General features: G+C 57.6%; 24 protein-coding genes and 1 pseudogene. 11 read left to right on the top strand and 14 right to left on the bottom strand.

The annotated features are described in order from the left end of the window. Positions 1–1,140 (bottom strand): GntR family transcriptional regulator, encoded by a 1,140-nt coding sequence (locus tag E9677_RS16490; protein ID WP_136559176.1) that lies wholly within the window; start codon positions 1,138–1,140, stop codon positions 1–3. 159 nt (positions 1,141–1,299) lie between these two features. Between E9677_RS16490 and E9677_RS16485 the strand changes: the two genes are divergently transcribed. Then, a complete protein-coding gene (locus E9677_RS16485; RefSeq protein WP_136559175.1) occupies positions 1,300–2,283 on the top strand; it encodes a tripartite tricarboxylate transporter substrate binding protein in 984 nt (327 codons plus the stop codon). 87 nt (positions 2,284–2,370) lie between these two features. Next, on the top strand, positions 2,371–3,702 hold the full coding sequence (locus E9677_RS16480) for a class-II fumarase/aspartase family protein (RefSeq protein WP_235882994.1): 1,332 nt from the start codon (positions 2,371–2,373) through the stop codon (positions 3,700–3,702). 290 nt (positions 3,703–3,992) lie between these two features. Here the strand turns inward: E9677_RS16480 and E9677_RS16475 are convergent, their stop codons facing one another. The 4 genes from E9677_RS16475 to E9677_RS16460 are packed head-to-tail and all read right to left on the bottom strand — an operon-like array spanning position 3,993 to position 7,441. Beyond that, positions 3,993–4,421 carry a LysR substrate-binding domain-containing protein gene (locus tag E9677_RS16475; RefSeq protein WP_136559173.1) on the bottom strand — a complete coding sequence of 143 codons (429 nt, stop codon included), beginning with the start codon at positions 4,419–4,421 and terminating at the stop codon, positions 3,993–3,995. Further along, on the bottom strand, positions 4,421–5,143 hold the full coding sequence (locus E9677_RS16470) for an ATP-binding cassette domain-containing protein (RefSeq protein WP_136559172.1): 723 nt from the start codon (positions 5,141–5,143) through the stop codon (positions 4,421–4,423). The genes E9677_RS16475 and E9677_RS16470 overlap by 1 nt, the downstream gene beginning before the upstream one ends. Next, complete coding sequence (gene devC, locus E9677_RS16465; RefSeq protein ID WP_136559171.1) at positions 5,143–6,318, bottom strand: ABC transporter permease DevC; 1,176 nt, start codon at positions 6,316–6,318, stop codon at positions 5,143–5,145. Before devC ends, E9677_RS16470 begins: the two co-directional genes overlap by 1 nt. Next, on the bottom strand, positions 6,311–7,441 hold the full coding sequence (locus tag E9677_RS16460) for an efflux RND transporter periplasmic adaptor subunit (protein WP_168801241.1): 1,131 nt from the start codon (positions 7,439–7,441) through the stop codon (positions 6,311–6,313). The genes devC and E9677_RS16460 overlap by 8 nt, the downstream gene beginning before the upstream one ends. A gap of 147 nt (positions 7,442–7,588) precedes the next feature. Between E9677_RS16460 and E9677_RS16455 the strand changes: the two genes are divergently transcribed. Then, on the top strand, positions 7,589–8,227 hold the full coding sequence (locus tag E9677_RS16455; RefSeq protein ID WP_168801240.1) for a TetR/AcrR family transcriptional regulator: 639 nt from the start codon (positions 7,589–7,591) through the stop codon (positions 8,225–8,227). Positions 8,228–8,448: 221 nt separating this feature from the next. On the opposite strand, the gene E9677_RS16450 is transcribed toward E9677_RS16455, so the two are convergent. Together E9677_RS16450 and E9677_RS25910 are read right to left on the bottom strand one after the other, a co-directional pair. Beyond that, positions 8,449–9,372 (bottom strand): AAA family ATPase, encoded by a 924-nt coding sequence (locus E9677_RS16450; RefSeq protein WP_408014749.1) that lies wholly within the window; start codon positions 9,370–9,372, stop codon positions 8,449–8,451. 87 nt (positions 9,373–9,459) lie between these two features. Beyond that, positions 9,460–9,624, bottom strand: a pseudogene (locus E9677_RS25910) (AAA family ATPase); the annotation flags it as partial. A gap of 148 nt (positions 9,625–9,772) precedes the next feature. Between E9677_RS25910 and E9677_RS25810 the strand changes: the two are divergent. Together E9677_RS25810 and E9677_RS16440 are read left to right on the top strand one after the other, a co-directional pair. After that, positions 9,773–10,057, top strand: coding sequence for a site-specific integrase (locus E9677_RS25810; RefSeq protein WP_328591181.1), 285 nt, complete (start codon positions 9,773–9,775; stop codon positions 10,055–10,057). Between the two features lie 487 nt (positions 10,058–10,544). Further along, on the top strand, positions 10,545–10,889 hold the full coding sequence (locus E9677_RS16440) for an HNH endonuclease (RefSeq protein ID WP_136559168.1): 345 nt from the start codon (positions 10,545–10,547) through the stop codon (positions 10,887–10,889). A 138-nt stretch (positions 10,890–11,027) separates the two neighbouring features. Here the strand turns inward: E9677_RS16440 and E9677_RS16435 are convergent, their stop codons facing one another. After that, positions 11,028–11,876: an AraC family transcriptional regulator gene (locus tag E9677_RS16435; RefSeq protein ID WP_235882993.1), complete on the bottom strand. Its 849-nt coding sequence runs from the start codon at positions 11,874–11,876 to the stop codon at positions 11,028–11,030. Between the two features lie 69 nt (positions 11,877–11,945). Here E9677_RS16435 and E9677_RS16430 point away from each other — a divergent pair, with 69 nt between their 5' ends. Then, positions 11,946–12,302 carry a cupin domain-containing protein gene (locus E9677_RS16430; RefSeq protein WP_136559167.1) on the top strand — a complete coding sequence of 119 codons (357 nt, stop codon included), beginning with the start codon at positions 11,946–11,948 and terminating at the stop codon, positions 12,300–12,302. Between the two features lie 112 nt (positions 12,303–12,414). Here E9677_RS16430 and E9677_RS16425 read toward each other — a convergent pair whose 3' ends face one another. Beyond that, a complete protein-coding gene (locus tag E9677_RS16425; RefSeq protein ID WP_136559166.1) occupies positions 12,415–12,894 on the bottom strand; it encodes a hypothetical protein in 480 nt (159 codons plus the stop codon). 614 nt (positions 12,895–13,508) lie between these two features. Between E9677_RS16425 and E9677_RS16420 the strand changes: the two genes are divergently transcribed. The 3 genes from E9677_RS16420 to E9677_RS16410 all read left to right on the top strand — a co-directional run bounded on the left by E9677_RS16420 (position 13,509) and on the right by E9677_RS16410 (position 16,773). Next, entirely contained in the window at positions 13,509–15,251 is a 1,743-nt protein-coding gene (locus E9677_RS16420) for a methyl-accepting chemotaxis protein (protein ID WP_136559165.1), read from the top strand. Positions 15,252–15,340: 89 nt separating this feature from the next. After that, a complete protein-coding gene (locus tag E9677_RS16415; RefSeq protein ID WP_136559164.1) occupies positions 15,341–15,826 on the top strand; it encodes a GAF domain-containing protein in 486 nt (161 codons plus the stop codon). 449 nt (positions 15,827–16,275) lie between these two features. Continuing rightward, positions 16,276–16,773, top strand: a complete 498-nt coding sequence (locus tag E9677_RS16410; protein ID WP_235882992.1) for a tyrosine-type recombinase/integrase — start codon at positions 16,276–16,278, stop codon at positions 16,771–16,773. Positions 16,774–16,983: 210 nt separating this feature from the next. On the opposite strand, the gene E9677_RS16405 is transcribed toward E9677_RS16410, so the two are convergent. Then, positions 16,984–19,122: a putative bifunctional diguanylate cyclase/phosphodiesterase gene (locus E9677_RS16405; RefSeq protein WP_235882991.1), complete on the bottom strand. Its 2,139-nt coding sequence runs from the start codon at positions 19,120–19,122 to the stop codon at positions 16,984–16,986. A 310-nt stretch (positions 19,123–19,432) separates the two neighbouring features. Continuing rightward, positions 19,433–20,434: a FecR family protein gene (locus tag E9677_RS16400; RefSeq protein ID WP_136559161.1), complete on the bottom strand. Its 1,002-nt coding sequence runs from the start codon at positions 20,432–20,434 to the stop codon at positions 19,433–19,435. 345 nt (positions 20,435–20,779) lie between these two features. Between E9677_RS16400 and E9677_RS16395 the strand changes: the two genes are divergently transcribed. Continuing rightward, complete coding sequence (locus E9677_RS16395) at positions 20,780–22,108, top strand: cation:proton antiporter (protein WP_136559160.1); 1,329 nt, start codon at positions 20,780–20,782, stop codon at positions 22,106–22,108. A 93-nt stretch (positions 22,109–22,201) separates the two neighbouring features. On the opposite strand, the gene E9677_RS16390 is transcribed toward E9677_RS16395, so the two are convergent. Together E9677_RS16390 and E9677_RS16385 are read right to left on the bottom strand one after the other, a co-directional pair. Continuing rightward, on the bottom strand, positions 22,202–22,540 hold the full coding sequence (locus tag E9677_RS16390; RefSeq protein ID WP_328591172.1) for a type II toxin-antitoxin system PemK/MazF family toxin: 339 nt from the start codon (positions 22,538–22,540) through the stop codon (positions 22,202–22,204). Then, positions 22,525–22,749 carry an antitoxin MazE-like protein gene (locus E9677_RS16385; RefSeq protein WP_136559159.1) on the bottom strand — a complete coding sequence of 75 codons (225 nt, stop codon included), beginning with the start codon at positions 22,747–22,749 and terminating at the stop codon, positions 22,525–22,527. Before E9677_RS16385 ends, E9677_RS16390 begins: the two co-directional genes overlap by 16 nt. A gap of 214 nt (positions 22,750–22,963) precedes the next feature. Here E9677_RS16385 and E9677_RS16380 point away from each other — a divergent pair, with 214 nt between their 5' ends. Continuing rightward, positions 22,964–23,584 (top strand): tyrosine-type recombinase/integrase, encoded by a 621-nt coding sequence (locus tag E9677_RS16380; RefSeq protein WP_136559158.1) that lies wholly within the window; start codon positions 22,964–22,966, stop codon positions 23,582–23,584. A 249-nt stretch (positions 23,585–23,833) separates the two neighbouring features. Here E9677_RS16380 and E9677_RS16375 read toward each other — a convergent pair whose 3' ends face one another. After that, positions 23,834–24,706 carry an MBL fold metallo-hydrolase gene (locus E9677_RS16375; RefSeq protein WP_136559157.1) on the bottom strand — a complete coding sequence of 291 codons (873 nt, stop codon included), beginning with the start codon at positions 24,704–24,706 and terminating at the stop codon, positions 23,834–23,836. Positions 24,707–24,727: the final 21 nt, after the last annotated feature.

Here is a 24,727-nt window from a genome sequence, read left to right as displayed (position 1 = left end):
CTATCCTCCCGGTCTTTCCTCGGTCGGGCTCGACGAACCTTCCGGAGCGGCAGGCGCCGCCGGAAGCACCGAGCGCCCCTCGACCTCGTGCATGGTGATCAATGTCAGTCCGTAGGGCGCGTGCGGGTCGCTCCACCGGCTTTTCAGACGCGCATAAAGCGCCTCGGCCTGTTCCTGAGCGCTGTACCCGATCAGGTGGAAGAAGCCGTCCCGCTCGGTCTCAACGTCGCTACGGCCCAGAAGGACGATGGAGATATCCTCCGGCACCCGGATGCCGCGCGCATGCAGGCCGGCGCGCAGTCGCTGTCCGCTCTCCACGCCCCAGACGAGAATGCCGCGACGCTCACCGCCGGGTTCGCGGGCAATGGTCGCCAGCCGCTCCAGCACCGCCAGTTCGAATTCGCGCGATGGCAGAGAGGGCAGCAGGTCCGGCGCACGCAATTGCGTGCCACGGGGAGCTTCCTCCCGCATCTGCCGGTAGCGATGCAGGCCAAGTTCATTGGCGAGAAAAGAGTTTGCTGTCGTGATGTAGTTGATACGCTGATGACCGCCTGCCGACAGCAAGCGGACCGCCCGTTCGACAGGCCGGCCCCATTCGAAGCCCACGGCGTCGACATCCGTGCCGACCAGCCAGGCGCCATCGACGATCACATTGTCCGACTTGCGACGAAGCGCCGCCAGCATTTCGACCGGCATCTGCTCGAAGGAATTCTGGATGACACAGGCATCGAAACGCGGCAGAGACTGCAGCACACGGCGCGCATGATCGGCATCGCTATAGCCGACCTCCAAGGTCATATCGCCGCCGTCTGCGACCATGGCCTGCAGCCGATCCATGACGAGGCGCGCCCGTTGCGTGGCGCTCGGTCGTCGCAGCAGGATCACGCTTCGGCCCTTCTGCGGCAGGCTGCGCATGTTTGCCGCCCCGTGTCCGGCACTGCCGCCAAGAAAAAAAGTGCCGCGCCCGACCTGTGCGTCGACGAGCCCTTCTTCCTTCAGCGCCTGGAGCGCACGCTGTACCCCCGGCTGCGACATCTTAAAATCGCGCATGAGGCTGCGAACCGTCGGCAGCCGGTCTCCCCGCTGCGCCGTTGTGGCCAGCGACTTCAGATAGTCCTGCAGCTTCCCGATCTTCTCCATATCGGCCTCCTATCACAATACAAATTGTATCATCAAGAATGTATTTCGGCGAAAGGGTCAAAATAACATTGCCTGACATTCTTATAAAATCTAACAAATGTAGGAAGCCAATACTAGGCTGAACAAATACAATATGTATCAATTGGAGGAGGAATTCACATGTTTCACAGGATAGGAAATGCGCTGGCAGGCGTGGCCCTTGTGCTCGGGGTCTCGGCTCCGGTTGCCGCGCCGGTAGCTCTGGCACAATCCGATGCGCCGCTGACATTGCTGGTTGGCTATTCGGCCGGCGGCAGCGCGGATCTTGCTGCCCGCATCATTGCGCCCGAGATCTCCAGCCGCATCGGCCGCACGGTCATCGTCGAAAATGCGACGGGTGCGAGTGGCATGATTGCGCTGCAGAAGCTGATCAACGGCGCCGCCGACGGCAATACGCTCTACTATGGCGGCTTCGACACGGTTGCCGTGCCGATGACCAATGACAAGGTGGGTGCCAACTGGGAGACGGACACGATTGCCGTCGGTCGCACAACGACCACTTCGATGGCGGTGGTAGTTCCGGCGCAGTCCGAATACCAAGACATGGCCGCGCTTCTGGCTGCCGCGAAGGCCACCCCGGAAAGCATCAGCTACGGCTCGCCGGGCATCGGCTCCGCCCAGCATCTTCTGGGCGAGATCATCTCGCAGCGCGCAGGTGTCAAGCTGCTGCATGCCCCCTATCGCGGCGGAGCACAGGTGACCAACGACCTTTTAGCTGGTGTGCTGAATTCTGCCGTGCTGACCCTGTCGACGGCATTGCCGCTGGCGAAGGAGAACAAGATCCGCATTCTCGCCGTTTCCGGAAACGAGCGCGCACCGCAGGCGCCGGATGTGCCGACGCTGACCGAGATTCCCGGCATGGACGGACTGGCCTTGCCGCTGTGGCAGGGCATCTTCGCCAAGGCAGGTTCGCAGGCCGATTTTATCGCCGCCGTCGACAAGGCGATCAGCGATGCCCTGGTGAACCCCGAGGTGGAGAAGCGCTACGCCGACGTCGGTTTCCTCGCCGCCCCCCTTTCCGCGTCGGCGTTCAAGGATTTCGTGGCCCAGCAGGGAAAAATCTACAAGGGTGTCATTGATAGCGCCAAAGTCGTTGTCGAGTGAGATGAAAATCCCGTGGCGCCTGACCCATGTCGGGCGCCACCATCGTTACGCACAGCCATTCCGTTGAGGTCCCGCATGAGTGTCGGCATGTTCACGTCTTTCATCACCCGGCATTGGTTCAGTCCGGCTGCGATTGAAATCTGGTCGGACAATGCAACGCTGCAGGCATGGCTGGATGTGGAAGCGGCGCTGGCGCGCGCCCAAGCCGAGCTCCAGATAATCCCGCAGGAAGCCGCAGACCGTATAGTGACCTGCTGCCGCGCCGAGGGTTTCGATCACGATCGCCTGAGCCAAGAAATCGCCTTCACGCAACATCCCTTCGTGCCTGTGCTCAAACAGTTGGAAGAACGCTGCGGCGAACCGGCGGCCGGTTTCATTCATTGGGGCGCGACGACCCAAAACATCTTCGACACGGCCATCGCACTGCAGTTGAGGCAGACCCATGCGCATCTGACCAGCACTCTGCAAAGGTGCGAGGACCATGTCGGCCGGCTTGCCCATCAGCACAAGGCAACGCTTCAAGCCGGCCGTACCCATGGTCAGCACGCCCTGCCGATGACATTCGGTTTCAAAGCGGCCGCCTGGCATGCGGAACTGCGGCGCGGCCGGGAGCGCCTCGTGGCGCGAGCGGATGGTGCTTTCCTCACCTATCTCGGCGGCGCGATCGGCACCTTCGCCGCCATGGGCGGCAAGGGCCGAGCCGTGGAAGAAGCGGCCGCACGACTGCTCGGCCTTGCGCCGGCAAGGCTACCCGTGCGTTCGTCCTTCGACCGAGTGGCGGACTACCTTGCCGGGTTTGCCGTTCTGGCCGGCACACTGCAGAAGATTGCCGGCGACATCGTCTTCATGCAGAGGACCGAAATCGGCGAGGTGGAGGAAGCCTTCCATATGGGCAAGGTCGGAAGCTCGACCATGGCCCAGAAGCGAAACCCCTCCGCAGCCCTCGTCCTCGTCAGCCTCTGCCGGCTTCTCGACGCGCGCATGCCGCTGATCCTGTCGAGCATGGTGCGCATGGACGAGGGCGATTCATCCGCCACGAACGTGTCCGACATAGTCGTCAGCGAGATGGCGATCCTGGCTGCTTCGATCGCAGACGCCGCAGAGCGCGTCCTCGGCGGTCTTCAGGTGAACGAGGCGGCCATGGCTCGCAATCTTGAGCTCACTCAGGGGCTGATCATGTCTGAAGCGGCCATGATGCAGCTATCCCCGATGATCGGACGCCACAAGGCCCATCACCTTCTCTACGAGGCCGCACAGGAAACATCCACACGCGGAACGCCTTTCGCCGATACGATGGGGAACGCACTGAAAAGTGTCGAACTGGCCGACACTCGCCTAGACCTCTCTCCATCCGCCTATCTCGGCGAAATCAGTGAGATCATCAGGGATGGCTCGAGTGATGCGGAGCTTCAGCCATAAAGAGAAACGGTCCGAACCTAGTGCGTTCCACGAGCACTGCAGCCCTTGACAGCTTCGCTCTCGGTTTCTCGAACTATAGCCGTATGGTTGCTTTTGCACTCGCCAATTGTGCGAAGACCCACCGGATGAAGGCGTATAGCTGCATCTTGGCATCCGGCCGCCAATGACCGCTTCGGGGCCGCGGAGCGGACTGTCGGCAACTGAAGTGGGGGATGGATAAGAGGACATGCGGCCATTCCAAAGAGCTCAACTTCCGCAGCGGTCGAGCTGACGTTGCGTTCACGATCTTCTTATTGCGCGAGGTTAAGGTTCCTCAGATTCTCCTTGAGGAAATCCGCGGAAACCCTGACTTTGCTCGGCAAATAGGATCTGCTTGAATAAACCAGCCAGGCCGCTGTTTCAAAAGTGGTTGCGGTGACCAAGTGACAGGGGAATACGTCCACCAGGCGCCCCATCGCAATTGCGTCGTCCACGAGCCAGTTTGGCAGCAAGGCAGGCCCCATTCCCAAGAGGGCGGCTGAATGCAGCGAGCCGGCTGGCGCAAGCGTGATGTCGCCAGCGATCGGTACGCTTTCTTCTCGCCCTTCATCATCGCGAAACAACCAGCTGGTGCGAAAGGCTCGAAGGCGAAACAGCAGTACTCTGTGGTGCTGTAAATAGTGGGCGCGACGACTGTTGTGACGGCGCGAAGCGGTCTTGTTCCGGTTACTTGATGGCATCAAGAATTGTTTAATTGATCGGACATGCCAACCACAGCGCCTTGATCTCTCACCAGCCGACCGTCTTCGAGCGTTATGACCCTGTCCGCCATATCGAGGATGCGGCTGTCATGCGTCACCATGACGGTCGTTGTCCCGCGCTCTCGCCCCAGGGCCTTCAGCATGGCGACGACCTGATGGCCGCTATCCTTGTCGAGCGCCGCAGTCGGTTCGTCGGCGAACACCACACGTGGCCCACCGATCAGGGCACGCGCAATTGCCACACGTTGCTTTTGACCACCCGACAAATTTCCAGGCAGATAATCCAGCCGATGCCCGAGACCAATCAGCTCTAGCATGTGCTCTACGGCTTGGTTGCGAAGGCTCTCATCTCCCGTGCCGTGGACTTGTAATCCCATCATCACATTCTGGCGCGCGGTGAGGCTTTCGTGAAGATTATGCGCCTGAAAGATGAAACCCAAGTTCCGACGAAGCGCCTCCAGTGTTGGTTCGTCGGCACCACGAAGTTCGTGGCCAAGAAGTTGAACAGAGCCGTCCTCGACCTGCCGCAGGCATCCCATCAGCGTGAGAACGGTGGTCTTGCCGGACCCCGACGGCCCGACCATTACAGTCAAGCTCCCGGGAGCAATATCGAGGGACAGGTCGAAAATTGCCTGTTTCCTCGCTTCGCCGCGGCCGAACCAGTGATTGAGATTGCGAACGGAGATCGGATAGTCGCTCATCAAAACAAGTCCGCAGGATCAGCGCCCTTGAGACGTCTGGCAGCAAGCGCGCCAGAAAGGGTGGAGGCAGCAAGCGTGCCTGAAAAAACCATGAGCGCCCGTTCCGGTGACATCAGCACAGGGAGACCCGTTGCCTGAGACATCACTTGGTAGATGCCAATGGCCAGGATAATACCCGGTATAAATCCCATGACCGCGAGCACCAGTGCCTCCTCGAAGACGATGCTGAGAAAGAAGCGGTGCGCATAGCCAACGGCCTTCAAGGTCGCGTATTCGCGCAGGTGATCGGCGACATCGGTCGACAGCACCTGATAGACGATCACAATGCCAACAAGGACCCCCATGAACACCCCAAATCCGAAGATGACACCTGTGGGGCGCTGGGTCGTCTGATAGCGAACGTCCTTTGCGATCATCTCATCAAGTATTTGGACCTCAATAGGCTCTCCGGCAAACCTGTTTTGCAGGTGCCGCGCCAGCGCCTGCGCTTGCTCGGGATCGCTGACCTTCAGCAGAAGATGCGAAGGTGTCCCGCTGATCCGGTTCGCGAACAGACTGAGAAAGGTCTGGTCCGACACAACCATGACGCCATCGGCAGAAAAGCCACCACCAATGGAGACTGTCCCGATGGCATTGATCCTGCGGTCATTCACTTCGAATTGGAGCGGCTCTGAGGGGCTGATGTCAGAGAGAGAGGCCGCATCTACACCGCGCGTCTGCCGATCAATCAACGCCGTGTCTGCGACGGCGAGGTTCCTCAAAAGAGGAGCGACTTGCGGACCCGCAAATTGCTCCACCTCGATCGGCAGTCCTATTACCTGGAGGCTGGCCACAGACCCATCCGGACGCCGCCAGTCGAGCTTGCCAACATAGAGTGGCGCCGCAGCAACAACACCCTCTTCTGCCAGGACACGATAGAGGGTTCGCCGCGCCAGCGGAGATCCGTCGGTCAATGTGTTTGCGTCATTCGATGAGATGATGATGTCAGCTGTGAACGGGCTATAGGATGTGCGGATGGTCCCGTTGAGCGCGCCCATGATGCCCAACTGAACGAAGACGAGCATGGTGGCGAAGGCGACACCGGCCAGTGCGGCAGCCAGACGTCCACGATTATGTCTGAGCTGAAGCCAACCGATCGGCAGCCGCCCGAAGAGAAGTGACAGCAGCCTACTCATGATCTTTGCCTACCGCGACGCGACCGACGACTTCGAGCCCGGTCAGTCTGGCGGCCAACGAGCTGGAGCGAAAATCAAGATCAGCCGTCACGCGGACCACCCGGGCGTCCGTGTTGGCTGCCGGGTCAGCGGAAAGCACCGTTTGCTGTTCGACTTCATGACCGATCAAGGTCACCGAGCCTTCCAAATCCTGAGACAGCGCGGGACTGGAGATCGAGACCGTCTGTCCAGTTGCGATCCGTCTGATATCGGTTTGATACACCTCAAGCTCGACCTGCATGTGACCCGTATCCCCGAGGGTCATAATCCCTGCAGAAGCTGGACGCTCTCCCGGACGGCTGTTGATTGCGATCACCGTCCCCGAAATCGGACTGATAACCACGCCTTTGCCCAGGTTGTCCCGCGCAGCCGCAAGTTCGGCCTTAGCGAGATCCAGGTTTCGCTCCGCCACTGCTATATCGGGCTGCAGCGTTCCAGCTGCAGACTGATATCGAACAATTGAGGCATCCGCCTTGGCAAGATCGCTCATCGATTGCGCCAGACTTGCCTCCGCGGATTGGAGAGTGGATCGTGACGAGGCGCCACCCTGGCTTAGGCTGCGTTCTCGTTCCAATGCCTGCCTCGCAAGCTGGACAGCGGCAAGCGCCCTATCGCGGCTTGCCTTGGCCTCCGCCAGGTTCACGGCAACCGTTGCTCGGGCCTGGGCGAGTGCGGCCTCTTTGGCGGAGATGTTGACGAGGGCGCTTGCGACCGCAAGCTGCAAGGACGGCAGACTGTCGAGCTCGGCCACCGTCTGACCCGTTGTAACCCGGTCACCTTCGTCAAGGAGCAGGGATGCAATCCTGGCATCCGAGGCGCCAGAGGGAGAAGCGACGGTGATCGTCTTCCCCTTTGGCTGCAGCCGGCCAAGAGCGACAACCGAGCTTTCACTTTGGCTGGAAGCTCCCTCATTATTCGTCGCTGACGCTGATTGAGGATCCAGTGTGGCTGCCGGATTGGTTATCCCGTCGATGCCGGGCGATCCAGAGAAGAACGGCAGACCACGATATGCGCCTAGAAATGCCCCAACGACGAAGATAAGCAGGACAACGACGACGCGGATGGTGAAGCCTTGCAGCGACAATCTTGATTGGCCAAAGCTTGCCTCTTCAACGAGGCCGGCTCGCGGCATAGGAAGCGCAGACAGCGAGGTTTCGGTTTCCATCCGTGACAGGCTTTCAATTTAATGACCCATGGGTCATTAATATGGCAAACGGAGAAAGACTGCAAGATGCAAACGGATCAGCCCGAGCAGAAACGTCAGAGGCGTAAAGACGCGCGCCCGTCAGAGATCCTTGAGGCGGGTTTGGCGCTGTTTGCAGAACGCGGGTTTGCGGCAACGAGACTGGAGGACGTCGCCAAGCGTGCAGGCATCGCCAAGGGAACCGTCTACCTGTACTTTTCGTCGAAGGAGAGCCTGTTCGAGGCGGCGCTTAAGGATCGGATGGTCTCGACGATGGAAGGTGTCAGCGAACTCACATCTTCCTTCACAGGATCTACGGAAGAACTTTTCAGACTCGTGCTCGGGCGGATCTATGGCCAGATGATCGATGGCGATGCCGGGGTGCTCCTACGAATCCTGATCGGCGAAGGAGACCGCTTTCCAGACCTGATTGCTCTGTATCGAGAGATCGCTTTGGCGAAGGGGATGACGACGATGAAGGGCATACTAAAGCGCGCCGAAGCGAGGGGTGAGTTGCGTGTGCCCGCCGACGAAATTGATCCACGCATGATCGTGGCCCCGATCGCCATCCTGGCAATCGGAGGCAAGATCTTTGGTGCCCAGTCACCTGGCGACCGCGACGAGTTTCTGGAGCGACATCTCGACCTCGTCCTTCGCGGGCTGCTTTCCGCAAATGCTGGACGCTAGAAACAGCGGGCCCAAGTTGGGCCAGGATGTCCGGTTTCGGTAAGCACTTTCGACGACCGCCCGAGCTACCGAAATGAAGGCGCGAAGCTGCCCGTTGGGATACGGTCGCCAATGACCGGTTTGAGCCGGTCACGGCCTTGTGTGCCGCCCGCGCCGAGACACGCCGGTTTGATCCTGAATTGGCTACGTTGGCTCGCGCGAAGGGCGGCTGAGCATCCGGATCAACGTTCCGGCCATACCCATGCTGGAATTTCGATGTTTGCCACAATCGTTTCGCCGTTCTCCTTCTCCAATGCCAGCATCTGCGCGCCATGGTTGGCGAGCGCATCGACGAGCGCTTTGGCATGGCTGACGACGATGACCTGACTGCGCTCGCTTGCCGCTGCAATCATGCGTGCGAGCGGTTCAAGCAAGCTTGGATGCAGGCTGCCTTCCGGTTCATTCAGCACCATCAGCTCTGGTGGGCGTGGCGTGTGGAGTGCCGTGGCCAGTGCAATATAACGCAATGTTCCGTCCGAAAGTTCGGATGCGTCAAGAGGACGGTGAAGCCCACTTTGGCGCATCGAGAGACGAAAAAAGCCATTTGCGACATCGATCTCAATCGATGATCTAGGAAAGGCATCCTCGATCGCTCCGTCGAAAGCTGGTCCATTGCCGATCTCGCGGACTGTCTGAACGGCGGGAGCCAGATCGGAGCCATCTGATGCCAGAGCGACCGTGCGCGTGCCGATCCGGGGCATGCGCGATGGAGCGTCTCGATCAATGCGGAAGTGGTCGTAGAAGCGCCATGCTTTCATACGCTCACGCAGAAAGAGCAGTTCCACCGCGTTGGTCGGGTCGGCCGCGCGCACCATCATGGTCTCGAACGGAGCGAGGTCGATCACGACGGGTCGCAGGCGACCACTCGCATCCTGCACCAAGACTGATGCGTTACCCCGTCGAGCGATGGTGCTGTGCCTCGACAGCCTCTCTCCCGCCCAGACGGCCTCTGCCTTCACGACCGGATCGTCACCGAAAAGAGAAGCCTCCTCCCGGCTAGCGCCGGGTCCGGGAACGGGGAGACCCAAATCGATGGCATAGCCGTAGTCCTCCGACGCGAATCCGAGGCGGAGCGAGACAGGACCACGCCCGATATTTCCCTGCATCGGCGACCGCCCTGAGCGCATGGCGGTTGAATAGCCTGAGCCACCCGCCCACATCGTCGACCGCAAGCCTCCTTCAGCGGCGAGTGATGCAATCGCTTGACCCTGGGCGACATCCGCAAGGAGGCGCAATGAACGATAAAGGCTGGACTTCCCACTGCCATTCGCACCCGTGACAACGTTCAATCGTTCAAGCGGGAGAACGAGACTGCGAAGTGAACGGTAGCCGGAAACAGCAAGGGTAAGGAGCGCCATGACGGTTTGTAGCACGGGTAGGGGGCGGGTGCACGGGAGGCCGCTGTAGTTCCCTTCGCTGCACAAATGGCCGCGGGCGGCCGCGACGAAACATGCTGTGACTTGTCTGCCTGACGAAGGCGATGCGGTGGGAGGAGTGGCGGAGCCTTTGGCATGGACACCGCCGTACTGCGTAATCGATCCACGGAACAAGGGAAGCCTCGTCGGCCTGAAGCGCCCGCTGCAGTTAAAGAACGTGTGGTCGATCCGCGTTCGGCTTGTGATGGGCGGCGCAATCCGGGTACTGGCGCTCTTCAACCTTGCGATCGACAGCGAGCTTCGCGCTTGTTACCTCGTAAAGCTGAGGGTCGAGGATGTATGGTCCGGTAGTTCGATCCGCGACCGGGCCACCATCATCCAGAAGAGACGAGCGGCCCGTGCAGTTCGTGGTTAGCGAGCAGACCAAGATCGCGCTCGCGGCGTGGCGCCCCTTTGTTCGAAGAACGGCAGCAGCTCTCTGTTTCCGAGCAGCAGGAAGACGTCGCAGCATCTGTCGACAAGGCAGTATGCTTCAGATTGTCCATCGTTGGGTCACATCAAGCGGGCTTCGACACCAACGCCTACGGCACTCACGCATGGAGGAGAACCAAGGCGGCCCAGATTTACAAAAAAAACGTGTAACCCTCGAGCGGTCCAGGTTCTGCTCGGCTATTCCAAGCTAGAAAGCACCGTCCGCCACCTTGGCGTCGAAGTCAACGACGCCCTTAGATTGCGGAGCAGATCGAGCTATAGGCTCTTAACCTTCGGCAATAGCCGGTGGTCTTTCGCGTTAAAAGAAGCCCTACGGTTCTGATGGTTTCGTGCTACTGGCGTGCACGTGTTGACACTAGCAACCATCCTCGGGAACAGCATCCGGGGTCTGCACTAGGAAGGATCGAGCGTTGGCCCGCAAGAACAGAGATGAGCAAGCTTCATGGGACGACCCTACACCAGAGCCGGTGTTCTGTCCGATGTGCGAGCGCGTCATCCCGGAGGAGCAGGGAGACGAGCATCATCTTGTTCCCAAGAGCAAGGGTGGAAAGAAAATCGTCCGCCTGCACCGTATCTGCCACGACCAGATACATTCGATCTTTACCGATGCGCAACTCGCCAAGAAGTTTTCCACGATCGAAACCATCCTGGAAGACCCTGCGATACGGACATTCGTCACCTGGTTGAGGAACAAGCCTCCGGGCTTTTCAGATTCTGCAAAGGAATCAAGGCAGTCATTCCGTCGAGGCCGCTAATCGTAACAGGCGAAACTTCCAGCTGGAAGCAAAATGCTGCCGTGGCGAGAACGCGCCAGAAGCGGAAATAACTGTTTCCCCCGCATCAGACCCTGGCAAGGCGTATTGGACGAATTCCTTTGCGCTGATCGTGCTGGTTCAAGCTGAGCTTCGAACCAAGCGCTGCCAACTACCAGGTGACAAACCGAAGTTTGCTTTGAACCGGCGGGTCATGTGAGCCTGATCGCTAAACCCGGCGTTAATGGCTGCGTCGGCTAAAGTCAGGCCTCGCGCGATATCGAAACGCACCTTATCGAGACGGCGCATCGTTAGATACCGATAAGGGCTTGTGCCGTAAGCTGTGCGGAATTGGCGGGCGAGTTCGTAGCGATCCTGTCCTGTAACGAGTTCAAGCTCACGTGAGGCCACGGTCCTGCAAATATTGGCCTGAAGATACTCCCGTGCGAGGCCTACGGCCCTGGTGTCGATCAGATTGCGGGCGGAGCCGATCGTAGAGGCATCATTTGCCAGCAAACTATCTGTCAAATGAGCCGTTATGCCATCGAGTGCAATCGGCTCCATGACTGCGTCCATTTCGGAAAGCGCGGAATGTACGATCTTCAACAGCCTCGGGTCGTCTAACACAGCATCTCTCACGAATGGGAGCGCACTGGCTGGTCGGCATAACGCCTCTCTGATCATAGATGGTTCAATATAAATCATGCGGTAGTGGAAGCCCTGCTCGGTGCCTGCCTCGCCATTATGAATTTCGTCAGGATGCAATACGATCACGCGCCCAGGCGTACTGTCCAAACGTGTTCCGCGGTAGTCAAAGCTCTGGACGCCAACGATCGTGTAACCGATCGAGTAAGTGTCATGTCGATGAGGAGCATATGCTTCGCCTGAAAAGAACGCTTCGATGCGCTGGATTCCAACTTGAAAAGGGGCATGACGGACCCAGTCTCCCGTGCACAATCGTTCAAGACCGGGCGTGATCTCCTGTGTCACGACACGTTCGCGGCTAGCGCTAGCTGAAATTTCGCTTCTCCTTAGCGGTCGAACAATCAGGAAACACAGATGAAAACAATCAATCTTGATGAAAAACTCAACCAGTTCTCAAGCCACTGGGACCCGCACGTCATCGCAGACTACAACGAAAATGACGTGATGGTGGTCAGGTTCATTGGTGAGTATCCTTTCCACAAACATGACACTACTGACGACTTCTTCTACGTCCTCGAAGGTGAAATGGAAATGGATATCGAAGGACAGTCGCCTCACACCGTCAAAGCTGGCGAACTGTTTGTGGTCCCCAAAGGGGTTGTGCATCGCCCTCGAGCCAAGAATGAAGTCAAGGTTCTCCTGATCGAACCGAAAGGTGAACCAAATTCAGGTGATTCCGATCGCGACGCAGCGTCCAAGCCGCGCATCTGACAGGTCCGCTTCAGGCCGAGAGGCGGCTGCCGCTCAGCGCCAATAGCAGACATATCGCAGCCACTTTAGGCGATTCTGATTGCTTCAAATTTTCTGTAATTGCGTTTTAAGCTCATGGCGCTGTTACGGTAATCAACCTTTCGTCGATCGCAGGTCCTTTGAAGTAGGTGTATTTGAGGCTGACGCCTTCGCCCTTGATCGTCACCGTAGATGTTCCTCTGAAAGCGGTTAGCACTTCCTGCACCTGCGTCGACACATAGCGGGTCGCGAGCGCCGTCACCCATGCCTCGGCCATCGCCTTGTCTGTGTGGAGGCCGTAGCCAGTGTCACGGGTCCAATCATTCCACATGATCTTGACGTTTTCGACGCGGCCGCCGTCGGCCGCGTTGACGAACACCTTCACAACCTCGGCACCCGGCAGGATGCATCCCCATAGATCGGGCATGCCAGAGATTTTCGTCACCTTGGGCAGTGGGCATTTGATCGTGTTGGATACAGCCTCAGTTTCGGCTTCAAAGCTACTGAAGTCGGCGGCAATAGCGGGTGTCGACGCGAGTATCGCGGCGGTCAGCGCAACGTATGTGTACTTCATGCAAAGCTCCTAGCGCTGATGAATGCAGCGCAACCTAAAGCAGTGTGGGCGAAAGGAAACTACCGATCCGCAGCGGTAAACCGAAATCAACAACGAATTTCTCCACGACGCGGTCGATCTCGTCGTCCTGTTGCCGCGTCCCATCGTTGTCCCACGACAGATCATGATCCGGAGGGGCGTCCTCTACCATGAAGTCCGCTTCTGGCAGACTGCCGTCATGGCGTAGAAGCGCCAAAAGGCGACACAATTAAACCTGAAATGACTTGGCGGAACGCGGCCGTTTTAGAGCCAATAGGGTGTGCAGTCTGGATACCTTAAAATGTGCAAGCTACGCTGGATGACCAAGGCCCAGGATAAACCCCATCTGCCTGTTGTCTCTGTCCCGAGGCAATGAGAAAGACATCACCAGACATTCTCCGCACCAACCGATGAGACTCGCCCATGCAGGCCCTGATCGGACCGGCGTTTTCACGTAAAATCCGCACTGATTTTTGACGCCCCATCATGCACAAGCCGCTAATATTAAATATTGTCTCTTAATCCCACGTAAACAATAGACGCCTAACGTATGCCCTGCGCCGTCGGCGATGGGATCAATCAAGGCTAATATTTCAATGCAAAGCTCGTTCAGCTTGTTTAACAGCAAAGCCGCTGCCTTGCTCAAGGCCCTCGACAAATCACTCGCGATTATCGAATTCAATCCCGACGGGACAATTCTTTGGGCGAATGACTGCTTCTGCAAGGCGATGGGATACACCCCATCCGAGATTGTCGGCAAGCACCACAGCATGTTTGTGGATGCTGACTACGCAAAGTCCGCCGAATACACCGAATTTTGGGCGAGCCTCAGGAAGGGTGAGTTTGACCAGAAAGAGTATCGCCGCCTGGCCAAGGGCGGACGAGCTGTTTGGATCCAGGCTTCCTACAATCCGATAGTCAACTCTCGCGGTAAGGTCACCCGGGTTGTCAAGGTTGCCACCGATACCACTGAGGATCATCGTAAGAACGCGGCATTTGAGGCAAAGCTCGCAGCGGTCTCCAGGGTGCAAGGCGTTATTGAGTTCACTCCGACTGGCGACATAATCGACGCCAATGAAAACTTCCTCTCCTTGTTGGGATATCGGCTGGACGAAATAAGGGGCAAACACCACCGAATGTTTGTCGATGACGACTTGGCACAATCCGACGAGTATCGCGCGTTCTGGCAAAGGCTGCGAGCCGGTGACTATGTCTCGGCAGAATTTCGCCGCTTCGGAAAAGGCAAACGTGAGATCTGGATACAGGCGTCCTACAATCCCATTTTCGATCACAACGGTGACGTCACCTCGATTGTGAAGTTCGCAACTGATATTACAGGACGTGTGCGTGCAATATCCGAAGTCGCTGTCGGTATGGCCGCTCTGGCAGACAACAATCTCGAATATCGCCTCAACGAAACGTTCGAACCTGCATTCGAGCGACTACGGCAGGATTACAACACATCGGTCGAGCGCCTCCAGGCCACCATGCGAAAGGTAGCATCGAGTTCTTCAGTGATGGCCTCTGGCACTTCTGAGATTTCGCAATCTTCCGATGACATGTCCCGCCGGATCGAGCAGCAAGCCGCGAGCCTGGAGGAGACGGCCGCAGCCCTGGATCAGATCACTGCCACCGTTAAGCGAAGTGCTGAAGGCGCTCTAGAGGCAGCTCTTGCTGCCTCTGGTGCCAGAAGCGGAACAGAGCGTTCCGGATTGGTCATGCGCCAAACAGCTGCTGTCATGGCTGAGATCGATGATAGTTCGAACCAGATCTCTCAGATTATCGGTGTGATCGATGAAATCGCCTTCCAGACCAACCTTCTGGCATTGAACGCCGGCGTCGAGGCCGCTCGCGCGGGAGACGCTGGAAAGGGCTTTGCTGTGGTGGCGCAGGAGGTGCGTGAACTCGCCCAGCGTTCCGCAAAGGCAGCCAAGGAAATCAAGACCCTCATCTCCTCCAGCTCTGATCAGGTGAAGCGCGGTGTCAAGCTCGTAGGTGAAGTTGGAGAGGCACTCCACGCTGTCACTGCCAAGGTCGGGGAGATCGACTCGGTCCTTTCCGAAATGGCCCGCTCGTCACAGGAACAGGCGACGGGGCTCGCTGAGGTCAATGTTGCCGTCAATCACATGGACCAAGTGACGCAGATGAATGCAGCAATGCTGAGCAAGGCCACAGATGCTGCAGCTCGGCTGCGAAACGCAGCAGCGGAACTATCCGCACTTATCAATGAGTTTCGCGTAGGAGATGAGGATCGCGAAGGCAAGCCGGTCTTAACAGAGCGACTGCATGGCGGGAAACCTGTGTCAGTCGTTGTGCCACTGAGAACCTCCTGGCGATGAATTCGGCCGTATCACTTCAGTTTGCACAGCGGCTTTTGCCTCGAAAAATCGAGCCGCGACTTGATAGAGCGTATGAAAGGACGAAGAGAATGGACGCAGATCAGGAAGCGCAGAGACTGAAGCGAGTCCAGGAGCTGGGGATACTGGACACCCCTGAGGACCGCAAGTTTCGCGAGCTTGCAGAACAGGCACTGACCTTGTTTCCAGGGGCCAGCATCGCAGCTGTCAGCCTCATTGATCGAGATCGCCAATGGTTCAAGACAATCGTTGGTCTCGACACCAGGGAAACACCACGCAGTCAGTCATTCTGTGCCTACACGATCGAGAATCCAAATCTGATGGTGGTGGAGGACGCAACCAAGGACAGCCGGTTTCAGAAAAATCCCCTCGTCACATCCGGCCCCCGTATTCGATTCTATGCAGGCATAAAGCTTACGAATGGCGTGGGTGCGCTCTGTGTCATCGGACGCGAGCCCCTACAGGCGACGGTAAGTGAGCTTGCCAAGCTGACTAAACTCGCCAGCCTCGTTGATATACAGTTGATGGCTCACGGGACATTATCTGCACTCCCTTGAGACGATTCCGTTAAACCGGTTCTTGTTTGCGCCAGCAGCAGACATTCAACGCAATCGCAGTTCTTGTTGCACCACGACCGGCGGAAACTGGACAAAATCTGCTACGTCAAATTTGACGGTGAACCTTTGCCTTCGGCTTTCCGCCCACTGGATTGCTGCTGGTTTGGCAGACTGTGGCACCCTAGTCGCGAGGGAGCAGTGAGGAAATCAGCGACCAATGCGGTAACGTTCGTGACAGCTCAGCGGCTCAAAGTGACCGTGTAGTCTGCGGTGTATGTCTGACAAGACGCGGTTCGAACGGGGCTTTGCCCAGAGAACCATCGTCTTATTGTCAAAGCATTTAACTGCGTCGAATGTGATCAGAAGCTCTTTCTGCATCGAAAAGACTGGTGGGCCAGAAGTGCCCACTGCAGCCGAAGAACGTGTGGTCGATCCGCGTTCGATTGGAGATGAGCGGCGTGATCCGAGAACTTGCGCTCTTTAATCTCGCCATCGACAGCAAGCTTCGCGCTTGTGACCTGGTCAAGCTGAAGGTCGAGGACTTGTGGTCCGGTAGTTCAATCCGCGATCGAGCCACTATCGTCCAGAAGAAGACGAAGCGGCCCGTGCAGTTCGAGGTCACCGAACAGACCAAGATTGCGCTCGCGGCGTGGCTTCCCTTTAATCGAAGGAACGGTAGCAGCTATCTGTTTCCGAGCAATCGGAAGACGTCGCAGCATCTCCCGACAAGGCAGTATGCTCGGATTGTCCAACGATGGGTCGCGTCAATCGGGCTCGATGCCAGCGCATATGGCACGCTCTCTATGAGAAGAACCAAGGCAGCACAGATTTATAAAATGACGGGCAATCTACGTGCGGTCCAGATTCTGCTCGGTCACACGAAGCTCGAAAGCACGGTCAGATACCTCGGCGTCGAGATAGACGACGCGTTGAGAATCGCGGAGTAAATTGAGCTTTAGGTTCTTGACCATCGGCGACAGCCGGTGGTCTCGCTCGCGCCAATAGGAGACATGAATTGTTTCGAGGTTCGAGGTTGGAATGGGGCCGTGGGCGGTCTGTCCTGTCCGGTGCTGTCGCGTGGACGCCGGTAGCAGACTAACCCTTGCTCAGTGTCACTGTCGGAGGCCAGGAAGCGCTCCAGCACCTTCCTGTCGGCGTCACAGAACCGTGTGCTCCATTCGACTATCCTGCTCAGACATCAACTGAATCGTGCTCACCCGGCTCAGCGGCTTTGAGAGTTCGAAGCCCTGCAGGTGATCGCATCCCAGCGAGGTGAGCGCTAAACGTTGGTCGGCGGTCTCGATCCCTTCCGCCGTGGTCTTCAGCCCCTTATGGCGTGCCATCTGCACGATGGCTTCGATCAGCGGCATGCCCCCACCTTGATGGATTTGGTCAACGAACATCTTGTCGATCTTGATCCGATCCACATCTAGCTTGAGAAGCTGCCCAAACGACGAATTACCCTTCCCAAAGTCATCAACGGCAAACCTTACACCCGCCATTCTCAAGTCCCGGATCGCCGCCGCTGCTTTGCCGTTGGTGTCTGTCGCAACGCTTTCGGTAATCTCTATCTCGAGCCGGGTCGGCTGAAGTCCATACTTTGCCAGCATCGTCAGGACCCGCAATGCGTAGCCGGAAGACATGAGTTCTACCGCAGAGGCGTTGACTGACATGCCCAAGTCGCCATCGGGGACCTCCGATAGCAGGCTGCACGCTTCCTCAAGCACGTACAGACCCAGTTTCTGAATCAGCCCGCATTCCTCGGCAATCGGAACGAACACGTCGGGCGAGATTTCACCGAACGTGGGATGCGTCCAGCGGCAGAGTGCTTCCATTGACGATACCCGCCCATTTTGTGCCGAGTACACCGGCTGGAAGTGAACCGCGAGCTGGGTGCCTGTCTCGAGTGCGGCGGCCAGGTCGCTCTCCAAGGCGCGTCTGCGACGCAAGACCTCTTCCATGTGGTTGCCGAATACCGCAAAAGTATTCCTACCCGCCGCCTTGGCATGGTACAGTGCAATATCGGCACGCCTCGTGATTTCGCTCGCCTCAAGCCCGGGTGCCGAGAACGAAAGTCCAATGCTTGCGCCGATCGTTATCAGTCTGCCGTCGATTTGGAAGGGCAGGCGGAGCAGGGCTATAATCTCTTCGGCGAGCCGTTCGACATCCGCAGGATCTCCGGCCTCTTGAATAAGCGTGAACTCATCCCCGCCGATCCGGGATACAAGCGCCGAGGATCCGAGTTCGAGCAACCGGTTTGCCACCTCTTTTATGAGGATGTCTCCGACGGGATGTCCGAAGGTATCATTGACCTCCTTGAAATGATCCAAATCCACGAACATCACGGCGACGTTGTTTTTAACCGTCGCCTTTTCAAGACGCTCAGAAAGGGCAGCGTGAAACGTCGTTCGGTTAGCAAGTCCCGTCAGCGGATCATGCATGGCCAATTGCCTGAGGTCCTGTTGGCTTTCATCCAAGCTTTGCGAGCGCCGCCAGATCGCATGGCCCAGGAAGCTCATCAGAAGAAGGGCCGAGCCCCCTACAAGCAGGATCACTGGATAGACAGACTTGATGACGCTCGCTCCGGGAGTGAAAGGCTGCCATTGGAAATAGCCTATCAGCTCACCGGATTTGGCTCGCAGAGGGACACGGGAAACATCGGCAGCGAGAGTTGAGGAACGAGTGAAGGCGAGGTCTTGGAATTGATAATTCCGCCCCAATTCGGACAGCAACACGCCGTCTAGATAGCGCACGGCGATATGGAGGTTCTCTGTTCCCGGTGCCTGCTCGATCTCTCCGGTGTCGGAGACGATCGGCTTCACACTTACGATTGCGGCACGGCCGTTGAGGTCGAGAAGATCGCTCTCGCCGATCGACAATATGGTCGTGCCGGTCGCAGTTTCGCCCGCGGCAAGCCGCTGCTGGAGCCTTTCCACCAAGGGTCTCGCCAGCTTCGCAATCTCCGCGCCTGACGCTGATGTGGAAGGTTCAGCAATGAATTCGTAGACGAAGCCATCGCTCGCATCGAGAATCAGCGCCGCATCGTGCCGGAAATAGCTATGCATCCACTCACCGAGATTGGACGCCATCCACTCGCTGTTTCGCTGGCGGACCTCCACGACGGCGTCATCCCAGACAGTTGCACTCTCTTGGTTGTGGGCCACCTCTTCTTCCAGATTCCCCACCACAAGGTTCAAAAGACCCCGCTGACGCTGAATTGCGGCTTGATCTGACTTCGCTGCAGACAGGAATAACGCACCAAACAGCAAGCCGATCGTCAGCGCTGTTACCGCCATGGGGAGCCCCAGGACGAGAAATGGCTTCTGTCTAAAAACTTGTTTCATACGGAACTCACAGACACGATGCCATCCCGTCTATTTGCATCTGCTGAATTTCTCGGGAACTGAATACATTGGTTTTCGCACTGTGGTCATTTGCTAACGTCAAACGCCACCTTCAAAGGCCGGCAGACGATACGGCTCTTCGAGCTGCGGATGGGGAGACAACTCTGCGGGACAAATCGAGCCAAGTGTCCAGACATCAGTCAGGGGGCGTAACAAAACTGCAGCATTCGAGCTCGGATAACGCCCTTTGTCGGCAGCATGGCTAGCCGCCCGACCGCCCTTTGCCATTTCCGCCCGAGTTACCGTTGCCATTGCCACCGGAGTTCCCGTTGCCATTGCCACCGGAGTTCCCATTGCCGTTGCCGTTCCCGCCCGAGTTGCCACTGCCGTTGCTACCGGAGTTCCCGTTGCCGTTGCCACCGGAGTTCCCGTTGCCGTTGCCGCCCGAGTTCCCGTTGCCCTTACCACCGGAGTTGCCGTTGCCCTTACCAGCGGCGCTGCTGGTCTCTTTTCCAGCATCGGCGTCGCGCTCACTCTTAGCCTGATGGCCGTTTTTCGCAGCCTCGACTTTTTTGCTGATTGCTTTATCGATCGCCTGTGCCGCCCTCGCCACATTTGACGTGGTATCCACGGCAGGCGCATCGCGAAAGGCAAAGCTGGCTTTGATCGATTGAAGTGAAAATACGGCGCGCCTAACGGCAGGCTGCTGTGTGCTACTTTCGACTGTCATTCCGGTTTTGGTAACTGCAGCAGTCTGCCCAGCCGTCAAATTGCTCCGTTCGCTGGCCTTGAAGCCCGTTACCTCTACCACGCCCTGATCGACTGCAACGGATGCGCTGGCTTCACCAACTGTAACGGTAAACTGTGTGCCCTTGACAACAGCAGCCAGGAAAGGCGTCTGGACGGTCGTGTGTGGCTTCTGGCGTTTTTCTATTTCAAGAACGATTTCCCCGACCTGCTGGTTAACCTCGGTTTTGCGATTCTGATCCGTACCCCGAGTCACGACTGAGGCCAGTGTATTGGGGTGAAAGGCAATACTCTCGGTTCCACGCATCAACTGCAAGCGCCCACGCGCTCCTGTCGAAATCCAGGCTTTGTTAGGGACTACCATACCCTTGCGAAGAGCCAACCAGGTCTCATTGTCAAGGGTATAGCGGACCTGATCCGTTGCCCTTGCTACCGTCCATACCCCATCTGCCGCCGCCGGGGTCGCCGAAAGGCAGGCGATGAATAGACAGATCAAAGCCGAAAAGATGGTGCGCATGCGAGTACTCCTTCAACCGCTAAATTGCGCACGCCCTCCTTAAGATTTCTCTCAAGCAATTGGTTAGCATTTATCAAACTGGCCTGGTGCCAGTTTCTTGGGCACCGAGTTAAGGTTTTTCCAATGAAACTTGAGCGCGTGAATGAAGTTCAGCCGCGAGGGCAAACCTGAGCAAGGAAGTTGGTCCAGGTGCGTGGGAGCACTGTGGCGCAGGCGTCGGGTGATCTTCATAGTGACGAGCATGTCTTACGCAAGTGGCTCAGACTCGTCCCATAGCGCCGACGCAATAGGAGAAAGAAGCTTAAGGACACGGGATCAAAATCAGCTCGTTCTCGTTGAGCTGAGATGGTCAATCTTAGCGAGTGGTCCCCCGACCCTTACATTTTGGTGCTGACGGGGCTTGGCATCTTGATAGCCCTTGTCGCTTGGTTGCCTTTGGCTCTGAGGCGCCTCCCGCTTTCATTGCCCATCGTCTGCATTGCGTTGGGCGCAGCGCTGTTTTTAATCCCGCAGGTGTCGGACCAGCCCCTGCCGATGACCTACCCGGAATTCACCGAGCGCTTCACCGAGTTCGTCGTTATCATTGCCTTGATGGGTACGGGCCTCAAGCTGGACCGTGTTTTCAGTTGGCGGCGATGGGGCGTGACCTGGCGACTTCTCGTCATCACCATGCCTCTCAGCATCGCCGCCATCACGATGGTGGGTGTGTGGGGCTTGGGGCTTCCCTGGGTGGTTGCCCTGCTGCTTGGGGCAAGTTTAGCGCCGACTGATCCTGTCCTTGCAGCTGATATTCAGGTCGGGCCGCCGAAGACCGGTCAAGAAGATGAGGTTCGCTTCGGCCTCACATCAGAGGCGGGGCTTAACGATGGGTTGGCATTTCCATTTGTGAACCTCGCCATCATACTCGGTCTGGCCGCGGCAAGCGGCGAGCCATGGCTCGGCAAGTGGCTGATGCACAGTGTTCTATGGGAAGTTGGTGCCGGGGTGGTGGGCGGCTGGCTGATCGGCCGTCTCTTCGGCTGGCTCACCTTCCACATGCCCGCCGATACCAAGCTTGCGCAGACCGGGGATGGCCTCATTGCCATTGCTGCTACGTTCGTTTCCTACGGCCTCACCGAATTGATCGAGTGCTACGGCTTCCTGGCTGTGTTCATCACCGCGCTTACGCTTCGCCACGCTCATCGAGAACACGACTTTCATCGTGAGATGCACGACGTTACAGAGCAGGTCGAGCGCCTTGCCATGATGATCTTGCTGGTGCTCTTCGGAGGAGCATTGGTGAATGGTCTTCTGACACCCCTTCGTTTTATGGATATCGTCGCGGCGATTGTCATCCTCCTCGTCGTCCGACCGCTAACCGGGTTCATCGGCTTGCTCGGCTTCAAAGCGGCATGGAGGGAAAAACTGACGCTGGCCTTTTTCGGCATCCGTGGCGTGGGCTCCTTTTACTATCTCGCCTACGGCCTGAATCACATGCCCGTTGAAGGCGGTGAACGCCTTTGGGCCATTGTTGGACTGGTGGTGCTGTTATCCGTGCTCCTGCACGGCTTGACAGTCACTCCCATCATGCGCGTGCTCGACAGCAGCCAAGGGCGGGACCCTGATGCAGACGAGGCTGTACCTCCGCCTGGACTGCAGGGTCCTGCTTCATCGGTCGCCAATTCAAAAACATAGTCCGCCGAAAGAGGCGTCGGTGTTTTGCTTCGGCACATCCAAGGCATTGTTGGGACTTCAGGGGCGAGGTGTTTTGTGCGAGAAATATTGCCGTCAGTCAGCCAAGCCTATCATCACCGAAAGCATGTTGTTGAGGGCCAGCATATTGGCCCCGGAAAGATGACCGATCACCGGGCCGCATTTGGCGCGTGGATAGGCCATAACCTTATCCACCATGACCTGTGAAATCACCTTGAGACCGTTCCCCGCCGTTGGCTCGACAGTGAGCCGGTAAAGCGGGGCATCAGCGATCGTGCTGGTGAGCAAAACGACCAGCACGCTGTCTGCCGCATTGAGAAAATCAGATTGAATGATGATCGCCGGGCGTGGTTTTCCATAATCGCCCTGCGCGGAAACCGTGACGAGATCACCTCTTTTCACGGCTCTGGCCATTCAATAGCAGCCGCGATGAAATCCAGTGCTTCGGCTTCCTCGGGACGGCCGCGCAAGAGCAGACCTTGCCGCTTGGCTTCTGCAGCAAAATCGGGCCTGTGAGGATCCGGCACCCAAATGCGCAGTTGCTTCATGCCCCGGTGCTGCTGCTGTTGCCGGTATCGTTGAAATTTGGTCAGGCCGTCATCGGCGCTCTTGGGTCTCGGCATAGCATTCTCCACCTGGTCGCGTGCTAACCTATCACATTGGTTGCGCGCTACCTAATGATTTCGGCTCTGGTTACTAACAGCGCGAATGTCAGGATTTTCGCTGCCATTTCGTCGAGAGCGGGATGACCGCAATGAGCCGCACAGCGACAAAGCGTGCTATGATCCGACTGCCTGACGTAGGCGACGCGGTGGGAGGTGTGGCGGAGGCTTTGGCATGGACACCGCCGTACTGCGTAATCGATATCCGTGGAACAAAGGAATTCTGGTAGGCCAGAAGCGCCCACTGCAGCCGAAGAACGTATGGTCGATCCGCGTTCGACTGGAGATGAGCGGCGCGGTCCGGGAACTGGCGCTCTTCAACCTCGCCATTGACAGCAAGCTTCGCGCTTGTGACCTCGTCAAGTTGAAGGTTGAGGATTTATGGTCCGGTAGTTCGATCCGAGATCGGGCCACCATCATCCAAAAGAAGACGAAGCGGCCCGTGCAGTTCGAGGTCACCGAACAGACCAAGATTGCGCTTGCGGCCTGGCTCCCGTTTGTTCGGAAAAATGGCAGCAGCTATCTGTTCCCGAGCAATCGGAACACGTCGAACCATCTGTCGACGAGGCAGTATGCTCGGATTGTCAACCGTTGGGTCACATTAATCGGGCTCGACACCAATGCCTACGGGACCCACTCCATGAGGAGAACCAAGGCAGCCCAGATTTACATGAAGACCGGCAATCTTCGGGCGGTCCAGATTTTGCTCGGTCATACGAAGCTCGAAAGCACCGTCCGATACCTGGGCGTCGAGATAAACGATGCGCTCAGAATTGCGGAGCAAATTGAGCTTTAGTTTCTTGACCATCGGCGACAGCCGGTGGTCTCTCTCGCGCCAATAGGAGACATGGACTACTTCGAGGGTACAGGCTGGAATGGGGCCGTGGAACGAGACAGTCCGCTCCTGTCGATTGAACTACAGAAGCGGATACCGTGATGAATGAAGGGAGCATTCCCAAGCCACGCATGCGGATCGCTGAAACGTGCGCGCCACCCGACAAAAGCGGCGAGCAGGTATCAGACCCACACGCCGACCGGAATTGAGCTAGACGATAAGTGTCTCGCCATCACCCGGGGTGCGTAGCTTATCGGCAAAGCCATTGTCATGAGCAAAAGCTCTTAGCTCCGCCCGACTGACGGTGCAGTGGTTCACAGCTTCCATGTGGCTGGCGATAAGCAGGGCCTCAGGGGCAGCTTTGTGAACTGAAAGCACGTCCTGCGTTCCCATGATGATACCACCCTCGATCCCGACGACCATCGCGTAGCCGGTATTCAGGATCACCACTTCTGGCTGATGCGCTTCCAGAGCGGCGGCAACATCCTCCTGCCAGATCGTGTCGCCTGCGAGATAGACCGTCTTTGTACCGGTCACCTTGAACACGACCCCGCATGCCTCGCCTAGCAGTTTGCCGATCGCTGCATAATGAGCCTCGGTCCCATGGCGGCCCTCGGTCTTGATGAGTTGCACACCATTGAAGTTCGACGTGGCCGACAATACGCGAACATCGGTGAACCCCTGCGACCGTATGATCTCAGCATCCGTATCATTCTGCGCGTAAATCGGAAGGGCCTTGGGCAGAATTTTGCGAGCGTCCTCATCCCAATGATCTTCGTGCAAATGGGTCACGATGACCGCGTCTACATCCATGATTTCTTCCTTCGTCATAGGAAGATGTACGAGTGGATTGCGCTCCTCGCTATTCACTGTCCCCTCAAAGCCCGGCCAGCTATGTCGATCCGAAAGCATCGGATCGACAAGAAAGCGTACCCCGCCATATACAACGTGAAGCGTTGCGTTGCGTATTTGTGTGATTTCAACGCTTTCCTTCGGCAAAGCCGCATTTTGTGCGCTGGCCGGGAGCGCACCGGCAACCAGGGCAGCACCCGATAGAGCGAAGAGCTCTCTACGTGTAGTCATGGATCGTCCCTCCTGATCAGA

The sequence above is a fragment of the Peteryoungia rhizophila genome, assembly GCF_004912145.1.
GTDB classification, from domain to species: Bacteria; Pseudomonadota; Alphaproteobacteria; order Rhizobiales; family Rhizobiaceae; genus Allorhizobium; species Allorhizobium rhizophilum.
This window is presented reverse-complemented; position numbering and strand designations above follow the sequence as displayed.